The 9321-nt window shown below is 72.5% G+C and carries 6 protein-coding genes; 1 reads left to right on the top strand and 5 read right to left on the bottom strand.

Annotation, left to right across the window (positions count from 1 at the left end):
- Nucleotides 1-108: 108 nt before the first annotated feature.
- The 5 genes from VED21_RS38175 to VED21_RS38155 all read right to left on the bottom strand — a co-directional run bounded on the left by VED21_RS38175 (nucleotide 109) and on the right by VED21_RS38155 (nucleotide 7152).
- Nucleotides 109-2595: an ATP-binding protein gene (locus VED21_RS38175; protein ID WP_324891642.1), complete on the bottom strand. Its 2487-nt coding sequence runs from the start codon at nucleotides 2593-2595 to the stop codon at nucleotides 109-111.
- Nucleotides 2588-3433 carry a PstS family phosphate ABC transporter substrate-binding protein gene (locus tag VED21_RS38170; RefSeq protein ID WP_324891640.1) on the bottom strand — a complete coding sequence of 282 codons (846 nt, stop codon included), beginning with the start codon at nucleotides 3431-3433 and terminating at the stop codon, nucleotides 2588-2590. The genes VED21_RS38175 and VED21_RS38170 overlap by 8 nt, the downstream gene beginning before the upstream one ends.
- A 142-nt stretch (nucleotides 3434-3575) precedes the next feature.
- Nucleotides 3576-5894 (bottom strand): methyl-accepting chemotaxis protein, encoded by a 2319-nt coding sequence (locus tag VED21_RS38165; protein WP_324891638.1) that lies wholly within the window; start codon nucleotides 5892-5894, stop codon nucleotides 3576-3578.
- Nucleotides 5895-6172: 278 nt separating this feature from the next.
- Entirely contained in the window at nucleotides 6173-6436 is a 264-nt protein-coding gene (locus VED21_RS38160) for a HigA family addiction module antitoxin (RefSeq protein WP_324891636.1), read from the bottom strand.
- A 131-nt stretch (nucleotides 6437-6567) separates the two neighbouring features.
- Nucleotides 6568-7152 carry a cold-shock protein gene (locus VED21_RS38155; RefSeq protein WP_324891634.1) on the bottom strand — a complete coding sequence of 195 codons (585 nt, stop codon included), beginning with the start codon at nucleotides 7150-7152 and terminating at the stop codon, nucleotides 6568-6570.
- A 438-nt stretch (nucleotides 7153-7590) separates the two neighbouring features.
- Between VED21_RS38155 and VED21_RS38150 the strand changes: the two genes are divergently transcribed.
- Entirely contained in the window at nucleotides 7591-9135 is a 1545-nt protein-coding gene (locus VED21_RS38150; RefSeq protein WP_324891633.1) for a DEAD/DEAH box helicase, read from the top strand.
- The last annotated feature ends 186 nt before the right edge of the window (nucleotides 9136-9321 follow it).

The raw sequence follows: 9321 nt of genomic DNA, 5'->3' as shown, positions 1-9321 counted from the left end.
GCCCGGCGTCCGCATGGTTGCGGCGCGCGTTGGCGGTGCGCCCGGATGACGGCCGCGCGCGCCGGGCGCTCGCCGCCGCCGCGCCCTGACGCACACCCGCCGGCGGCGCTACGTCCCGGCCGGATCGGCATCCGCCGCCAGGGCGTCCACCGCCCGCGACAGGCACCCCCGCAATCCGGGCAGCAGGGCGCGCAATTCCTCCCCCGGCCCGCCGCGCGCCGCCTCCTCGATCCGCGCGAAGGCTGCGGCGAGTTCGGCCGCATCCACCGGCGCGCACGCCGCCTTGCCGTAGTGCGCCATCAGCCGGACCGTCGCCGTGTCCCCGGCGACCACCGCCGCCTCGATCGACGCCACGCAGCGCTCCACCTCGCGCAGGATTCCGGCGGCGGCGCGGTCCGGTGGCGGCGGTGATGACGGTGGCGGCGGCACGGCATCCGACGGCAGCCAGCGTTCCAGCATCGCGCGCAGCGCTTGCAGCGTGAACGGCTTCTCCAGGCAGTCGTCCATGCCCGCCTCGCGGCAGCGCTGGAGATCCTCGTCCATCACGCTGGCGGTGACGGCGATGACCGGCACCCGACGGCCGCCGGCTTCCATGGCGCGGATGCGGCGGGTGGCCTCGAATCCGTCCAGCACCGGCATGTGGGCGTCCATGAGGATGATGTCGTAGGATCCCCGCTCGAACGCCGCCACCGCCTGCCGCCCGTCGGCGACCAGATCCGCCGGATGGCCCAGTGCGGCAAGGCTGCGGCGCAGCAGTTCGCGGTTGATCTCGTTGTCTTCGGCCACCAGCGCGCGGCCGGCCCGCGGCCGCACCGGCGCCGCGCGCACCTCGACCTCCGCGCCGCCGCCGGCCGACGGCGGCGCCAGCAGCCGGCCCATGGCGTCGGCCAGGTCGGAAATGCGGATCGGCTCGCCCACCGTTTCCTCCGCGGCACCCGCCGCGGTCACGTCCGTCCGGCCGGCCAGCAGCAGCGGGACGCGCCCGCGCAGCAGCGCCAGCGCGGCGGTCGCCAGCAGGTGGCCCCGCCCGTGCCCTGCGCCGTCGTCGGCGTGGACGATGGCCAGATCGCAGCCGCCCGCCGGCTCCCCGGCCTTCAGCGCGGCGGTGAGCGCGCGGTGGTCGCGGACGACCGACGCCCGAACCCCTAGAAAGTCCAGCGCCTGCGTCAGCTGCCCCTCCACCGCCGCGTCGGCCGCCACCACCAGCGCGCGCCGCGCGGCCAGCGGCCCGGCGCCGGCATCCTCCCCCAAATCCTTTGCCAGATCCTTTGCCAGTTCCACCGTGAACCAGAAGGTGGAGCCGGCGCCGGGGGCGCTGTCGACGCCGACGGTGCCGCCCATCATCGTCACCAGCTGCTTGCTGATGGTCAGGCCAAGGCCGCTGCCCCCGTACCGGCGCGTCAGGGAATCGTCGGCCTGCACGAAGGCGGCGAAGATCCGGCTGCGCATCGGCTCGTCGATGCCGATGCCGGTGTCCGACACCTGGATGCGCAGCACCGCCCGGTCGCCCCGGTCCTCGATCAGCGCCGCGTGCATCTGCACCGCCCCGCTCTCGGTGAACTTCACGGCGTTGGACAGCAGGTTGCCGATCACCTGGCGCAGGCGCAGCGCGTCGCCCCGCACGTGGCGCGGCAGGCCCGGCCCGAACTCGCACGACAGCGACAGCCCCTTCTTGCGCGCCGTGCCCCGGAACAGTTCCGCCGTGTCCTCCAGGAACCGCCAGAGGTCGATGCGCGACACCGTCAGCGTCAGCCGCCCGGCCTCGATCTTCGAGAAGTCCAGCACGTCGTTGATGATGTCCATCAGCGACAGCGCCGAATCATGGGCGATGGCGGCCAGACGCCGCTGCTCGGCGCTCAGGTCCTCGCCTTGCAGCAGTTCCAGCATGCCCAGCACGCCGTTCATGGGCGTGCGGATCTCGTGGCTCATGTTGGCGACGAAGCGCGATTTCGCCCGGTTGGCCACCTCGGCCGCGTCCTTGGCGGCGCGCAGCTCGGCCATGGTCGCCTCCAGGCGGGCGTTGTGCTCCTCCAGGCTGCGCGTGCGTTCCGACACCGCCTCGGCGATGAAGCGGAACATCAGCTTCTGCATGGCGGCGAACAGGACGGCGGCCACGGCGGCCCCGATGGCGAAGGCGATCAGCGCGTTCAGCGCCACCGGCCGCAGGCTCAGCGTCAGCTCGACCCGGCCGACCGGGGTGCGGCCGTCCACCACGGTGGCGCGCCGCGTCAGCGTCGGCCACGGCTGCGGCCCGCCGATCTCGACCACCGGCCTGCCCGTCGAATCGAACAGCACCTCGCGGTAGGAACTCTCCGACAGCGGCTGGAAGGTCAGCACGTCGCGCAGCCGCTCGCGCAGAAATGGCCAGTGGTCGGGGTAGGTGACGACCATCTGCGACGCCGCGTCGGCCGAAAAATCGACGTGCGCGTCCAGCCGCGTCGCCGTCTCGACGTAGCCGACGTAATAGACGCTGGCCGGGAAGGCGACCGCGATGACCACCGCCACCCCGCTCAGAACCCACAGCAGCACCCCCCTCAGCCGGCGGGCGCGGCGGACGAAGGGTTCATTGCCGGCGTTCTTGAGGCGGTCACTCATCCAGGCGGTCGATCGGCAGGGCCCCGTACCGGCTCAGAATGCTCCTGCCCTCGGCCGAACGCGAGAACTCGATGAAGGCGCGCGCCGCTTCGCCGGTGTGCGGCGCCACGATGACGCGCATCGCCATCCACATGGGATAGGCGCCGGACTCCAGCGCCGGCACCGTGGGCGCCACCCCGTCGATGGCGACCGGCTTCAGCGCCCGCCCCTCGCCCAGGATGCCGGCCAGCGTCGCCGGGACGATGGTTCCGGGCACGCGCTCGCCCTGCGTCATCGCCTCCTGGTCGGTCTGCAGGACGATGGCGCCGCGCCGCTTGCGCCCCTCCTCCAGCACCGTGGCGATGCCGGGGAAGTGCTGCTTCAGCGCGCCGTTGGCGGCCTCGCTCTCGGGCCGGAAGAGGATCCGCAGCGGCGTGCCGTCGGGCCAGGACGGGATGGCCAGGTCGAAGGCGCGGACGACCTCCTCCTTCGTCAGGCCCACGTCGCCGCGCACCTCGGTGGAGACGGCCAGGACGAACGGCGTCTTGAACAGCGGGATGGCGACGGCGCCCTGCGCCTGCTCCTCGGCCGTCAGCCCGCGCGAGGAGAAGCTGGCGTCGAACTTGCCGGCCAGCAGCGTGCGGATGCCGCCGTTGCTGCCGACGCTGGGCGGGATGACGATGGTGACGTCCGGATGCCGGCGGGTGTAGGCGTCGGCCATGTGCCGCATGACGCCCAGCGACCAGCCCACGCCGCCCATCGTCAAGGTTTCCGCCCGCGCCGCGCCGGGCAGCAACTGGAAGTGGCAGGCCAGCAATACGATGGCAACGCGCTGTATCCACGAGCGGACGACGATCATTTGCCATCCATTACTGCCAGCCCCACACGATCGAATGTACGTACTCCATGATATGGCCTGGAATCAAGCTCCCTGCCCGGCCGCACAGCTTGAACCGTCCGCCGCGATTACATCGGCATGGCCCGATATGACCTGAGCGGCGTCAGGCGGCGTGATCGAGCGGCACCAGGCCGCGGGTCAGCACGGCCAGGGCGGCGCGGAACGCCTCCTCCGTCGCGCGGTCCAGCTCGAAGCGGACGTGCAGGCGTCCGTGCTCGGTACCCAGCACGCGGAACGGCAGGGCCGGCGCGCCGCCGTCCAGGCGCAGCGTGCCGCGCGCCATGCCGCCGGCCTCCCCTTCCATCGCCGCCTCTTCTTCCATCGCCAGGGTGGCACCGCCTTCGGAGATGTTCCGCACGGTCACGGGCCGGTCGCGCCCGCCCGACTCGATGCGCGCGGGGCGGTTCAGCGCGAAGCGCGGCGCCTGCCGGCGGTCGACGTCGCGCGTCGCGGTGCGCACGGCGCGCACCAGCCCGCCCTGGAGCTGGTCGATGCTGGCGGACACGTCGCCGGCCGCGGCGCGCACGGTGCGGGCGTGTTCGCCCGTCACCGCCGCCTCGCCCGACACCTCGGCGATGCGGGTGGAGACCTCGCGCACGGCAACCGACGTCTCCTGCACGTTGCGGCTGATCTCCTGCGTGGCCGCGGCCTGCTGCTCCATGGCCGCGGCGACCGAGCCGGAGACGGCATCGATGTCGCCGATGATGCCGGTGATCTCGGCCACCGTCTCCACCGTCACGCGCGTGACCTCCCGGATGTCGGCGATGCGGCGGCCGATCTCGTCGGTGGCGCCGGCCGTCTGGTTGGCGAGGCTCTTCACCTCCGTCGCCACGACGGCGAAGCCCTTGCCGGCCTCCCCGGCCCGCGCCGCCTCGATGGTGGCGTTCAGCGCCAGAAGGTTCGTCTGCGCGGCGATGCCCTGGATCAGCGTGGCGACCTCGCCGATCTGCTGCACGGCGCCGGCCAGCGACTGGATGGTGTCCTGCGCCGCCTGCCCGCGCTCGGCCGCACGCCGCGTGATGGTGCTGGCCTGCGCGATCCGCCCGGTGATTTCGCCGATGGAGGCCGTCAGCTCCTCGGTGGCCGAGGCGACGGCCTGCGCGTTGCCCAGCGCCTGCCCGGCGGCGGCGGCGACGCTCTGGGAATGCTGTGACACGTGCTCGGCCGCGTCCGCCATGGCCTCCGCGCTGCGGCCCATGGCGCCACTGCGCTCGACGATGGCGCGCACGGCGCTGCGGGTGTCGCGCTCCACCGTCTCGGCCATGGCCTGCATGGCGGCGCGCTTGGCGGCCTCCGCCGCGTCGCGCTGGCGCTCCTGCTCGGCCCGCAGGCGCTCGTTCTCGGCGCCCTGCTGCTGGAACACGCACACGGCGCGCGCCATGGCGCCCAGTTCGTCGCGCCGGTCCGCGCCCGGCACCACCACGGCGCGGTCCCCCTGCGCCAGCGCCGCCATGGCGTCGGTCAGGCGGCGCACCGGCCCGGTGATGCTGCGCGAGATGACCAGCACCCCGCCCATCATGCCGGCGAGGATCGCCAGCATGGTCAGCAGCATGGTCGTGTGGCCGCCGTCCTGCACCCGTTCCACCTCCTGCCGGTGCGCGTCGGCGCGCGCGGCCGCGGCCGCCCGGACCTCCTCCAGGACGGCGGCCGTGGCCTGGAACCGCTCGTCGGCCGCACCGACCGCCTGGACGATCGCCGCCGCCGTCTCGGCGTAGGCGTTCACGCCGCGCACGTAGGCGTCCAGCAGCCCCGCCATTTCCGCCTTCAGCGCCCCGTCGTAGGAGGCCGCGGCGAGGAGCCCGGCGAATTCCCCGGCGCGGTCGCCGATCTGCTTCATGTAGCGCTCGCGTCCGCCACGCAGCATGAAGTCCTTCTCATGCCGGCGCATCATCAGCATCTTGATGAGAAGCTGGCTGGTCGCCTCCGCCGCCGCGCCGTCGGATGCCTTCTGAAGCACGTCGAGGCGCGTCTCGATCGCGTGCACCGCTTGGCGCAGCGTCTTCTGCAGGCCCAAATCCTCCGTCCGGCCCAGCGTCTCGGCCAGCCGGCGGACCTCCTGCACGGCGTCCAGGTAACGGCGCACCGCCGGCTCCAGGCGGGTATAGGCGGTGCGGTCGGCGCCCGGCTGCGCGCCGAGCCGGCCGAGGTCGCTTGCCAGCCGCTCCTCCGCCTGGCGCAGCGCGGCCAGCCCCGCGTCGTCCCGGCGCGCGACGAACCGGTCGAGCGCCAGCTTCTGCGCCAGCAGCGCCATCTCCATGCCGCGCGCGAGGTCGGCGGCGTTGCCAGCGTCGCGCGACTGCACGATGCCCTGCCGCGTGCTTTCCGACGTCCGTTCGTAGACGAGAAACAGGCCGGACACGCCCGCCGCGACCAGCCCCAGCAGCAACGTCATGCGCCAGAAGATGCGGATCGATCCCAGCATGCGGCTTCCCCCCGATTCCCGCGTCAGTTCCGCCGTCTTCGCCGGCCGGAACCGCCGAAAACGCGCCTTCTTCTAGCGCCGGGCGGCACACGTAACCCGTGAAGGTTTTGTTACGGAACACGCGGTGGGGGTGGCGGGCGTCGGCCGCACGAACGCAGGGCACGTCGCGTGGAATCCACCGCAACCGGCCGGCCCGATGTCTTTGGGCCCGAATGTCTTTGGGCCCGAATGTCTTTGGGAATGTCTCGAAGTGCGGCCCCGCGCGGGGGACCCGGCCCTCAGCGGTCGTTCGACGACCGCTGGTCCCACCCGTCCTGCAGGTTCAGCCAGAATCGGGCCGACGTGCCCAGCGCGTCGGCAAGCAGGATGGCCACGTGCGGTTCGATCCGGCACCGGCCGCCGACGATGTCGCCGACGTGTTCGCGGTCCATGCGCAGCGTCGTCGCCAGCGCGGCAATGCTGATGCCGCGCGGAGCCAGATAGTCCGCGCTGAGGATTTCGCCCGGATGCGTCGGGCGGCGGCGTCCCGCGACGTCGGTCATAACCTGTCCATTTTCGTCGGGGCGCCTGCGGTCGCAGGGTACGGCCGAAAGCGCGTGTCGCGCCGGGCCTCGCCGGATGATCCGGCAAGACCCGGCGCGATCAAACGCCGTAGAGCTTAAGCCGTCGAAGCTCAGGCGAGCTCGACGCGCTCCGCCTCGGGGCCCTTCTGGCCCTGGCGCACGGTGATGCGGACGCGCTCACCATCCGACAGGCCGCTCAGGCCCGAACGCTCGACCGCCTTGACGTGCACGAACACGTCCTTGCCGCCGCTGTCCGGAGCGATGAAGCCAAAGCCCTTGGTGACGTTGAACCACTTCACGGTGCCGTCGACCGTCTCGGTGGCGCCGCCGCCGTAGCCGCCGCCGTCGTCCCAGCCGCTGTTGCGGCGCGGGGCGGCGCCGTAACCGCCGCGCGAGCCGCCCTGCGGGCGGTCGTTCGACGCGGTGGACTTGTCGACCGAGTGGAGGGCGGCGACCTGCGGGCCCTTGGGGCCGCGCGACAGGTCGCACACGACCGTCGTGCCCTCGGGCAGCGAGTCATGGCCGGCGAACTGGACGGCCGAGGCGTGCAGGAAGGCGTCGGGCGAGCCGTCTTCCGGGGTGACGAAGCCGAACCCCTTCTCGGGGTTGTACCACTTCACCGTCGCGGTGATGTTGCGCTGGCTGATTTCGGGAGCGGAAGCGCGGAAACCGCCGCGCGGCGAACGATCATACATCGAGGTCTCATACAACGTAGTAGATGCGGCCTCCTGTCTGGGGCCGCTCCCATGACCATGCCTGTGCAAATGGTTCAGCGCAATCGCAATCTCGCCCGGCGGGCAAAGAATATCCGAAAGAATGCCCGGGCATGCACCAAAGTCGTGCCTGCGGAAATCCACATGCGTGGGCGGGTCGCCACGTTCGTCCTTGACCGGAGCGCCGTTCGGCGTCATATGGGGCAGCAGCGGCCCGCCCGACAAGCGGGTTCGATTTTTACGGATCGCGATCGCGCGGAACGGCAGCATGGGTCCGACAGACCCCGCTCCGGTGCATTGCGGGACGTTCTTCCCCACATGGCCCTTCCCGGCTCGCGCGCGGTACGGGGCGAACGAGCGCGATCCGCCAGCACTGTTTCGCCGTAGCGGCGGGACGCCGGCCGGCGTCCGGCGGTGCGCGTGACCAAGGACACCATGACCTCGTTTTCCGAACTTTCGCTCCGCCCCGAGATCCAGGCGGCGCTCGCAGCGCAAGGTTACGAGACCCCGACGCCGATCCAGGCGCGGGCCATTCCCCCCGCCCTCGAAGGCCGCGACCTCCTGGGCATCGCCCAGACCGGCACCGGCAAGACGGCGGCCTTCACCCTTCCCATCCTCCAGCGCCTGTCGACCGGCGCCACCGCGGCGGCCCGTCCCGCCGGCACGCGCGCGCTGATCCTGACGCCGACGCGCGAACTCGCCATCCAGATCGGCGACAGCATCCGCGACTACGGCGCCGGGCTGTCGCTGCGCCACGCGGTGATCTTCGGCGGCGTCGGCCAGCAGCCCCAGGTGGACGCGCTCAGGCGCGGCCTCGACATCCTCGTCGCCACGCCGGGCCGCCTGCTCGACCTGATGAACCAGGGCCACGTGCGCCTCGACCGGCTGGAGGTCTTCGTCCTGGACGAGGCCGACCGCATGCTCGACATGGGCTTCATCCACGACGTGCGGAAGGTCATCGCCAAGCTGCCCAAGGACCGGCAGACGCTGTTCTTCTCGGCCACCATGCCGAACGAGATCACCGACCTCGCCGCCCGGCTGCTCAAGGACCCCGTGCGCGTCGAGGTGGCCCCCGTCGCCACCACGGCCGAGCGAATCGAGCAGCAGGTCATCTTCGTGCCGGCCGCCGACAAGCGCCACCTGCTGCTCGACATGCTGGGCAAGGACGCGGGCATGGAGCGGGTGATCGTCTTCACCCGCACCAAGCACGGCGCCAACAAGGTGGCCGAGCACCTGATGAAGGCCAACGTCTCGGCCGCCGCCATCCACGGCAACAAGTCGCAGGGCGCCCGGCAGGCCGCGCTGGAAGGCTTCCGCGCCGGCACGGTGCGCGTGCTGGTCGCCACCGACATCGCGGCGCGCGGCATCGACGTGGACGGCGTGTCGCACGTGGTGAACTTCGAACTGCCCAACGTCCCGGAAAGCTACGTGCACCGCATCGGCCGCACGGCGCGCGCCGGCGCGTCGGGCATCGCCATCGCCTTCTGCGACGACGGCGACGAGCGCACCTACCTGCGCGACATCGAGAAGCTGACCCGCAAGCCGCTGACCGTCGTCGCCGCCGGCCCGGTCCGCCGTCCGGCCCCGACGGAGGCGCCCCGGCCGCACGCCGCCCAGCCGGCCCCCCACGCCGCGCCCAAGCGCGGTCCGGCACCCAAGCGCGACGACCAGCGCCGCGGCCGTGGCGAGCACCGCGCGGACCATCGCCCCGATCACCGGCAGGACCACCGTCAGGACCGGCCCCAGCGCGGCGACGGCGCCGGCCATGCGGCGCACAGCTCCGCGCCGAAGCCGAACGCGGGCAAGCCGCAGCCGGCCCAGGGCCGCGATGCCGCGGCGAGCCGCGATGGTGGCCGCGACGCCGGCCGGAGCGCCGCACCCCGCCGGTCGTCCATGGCGTTCGGCGACTTCGTCTCCGCCATCAACGGGGCGCCCGCCGGCCGCAAGGCCGACCGGCGCCGCTGAGGAGGAGCATGCGCGCCGACGAACAGGTTCCGGATTGCCAGACCTGCGGGTGCTGCTGCGCCTATTCGTGGGAATGGCCGGCCTTCGTCGGCGAGCGTGACGGCGACGGCATCCCGCCGTATCTGAAGGACGACGGGCGGATGCGGTGCGACGGCGACCGCTGCGCCGCCCTTGCCGGCACCATCG

It is taken from the genome of Azospirillum sp. (assembly GCF_035627195.1).
Taxonomy (GTDB): Bacteria; Pseudomonadota; Alphaproteobacteria; order Azospirillales; family Azospirillaceae; genus Azospirillum.
The sequence above is the reverse complement of the archived record's forward strand: the minus strand, read 5'-3'. Positions and strand labels throughout refer to the sequence as shown.

Excerpts from the sequence above, each read along its gene's own strand:
- VED21_RS38165 (WP_324891638.1), bottom strand. The coding sequence starts at position 5,894 with ATGCTGGGATCGATCCGCATCTTCTGGCGCATGACGTTGCTGCTGGGG.
- VED21_RS38160 (WP_324891636.1), bottom strand. The coding sequence starts at position 6,436 with ATGACCGACGTCGCGGGACGCCGCCGCCCGACGCATCCGGGCGAAATC.
- VED21_RS38170 (WP_324891640.1), bottom strand. The coding sequence starts at position 3,433 with ATGATCGTCGTCCGCTCGTGGATACAGCGCGTTGCCATCGTATTGCTG.
- VED21_RS38155 (WP_324891634.1), bottom strand. The coding sequence starts at position 7,152 with ATGTATGATCGTTCGCCGCGCGGCGGTTTCCGCGCTTCCGCTCCCGAA.
- VED21_RS38175 (WP_324891642.1), bottom strand. The coding sequence starts at position 2,595 with ATGAGTGACCGCCTCAAGAACGCCGGCAATGAACCCTTCGTCCGCCGC.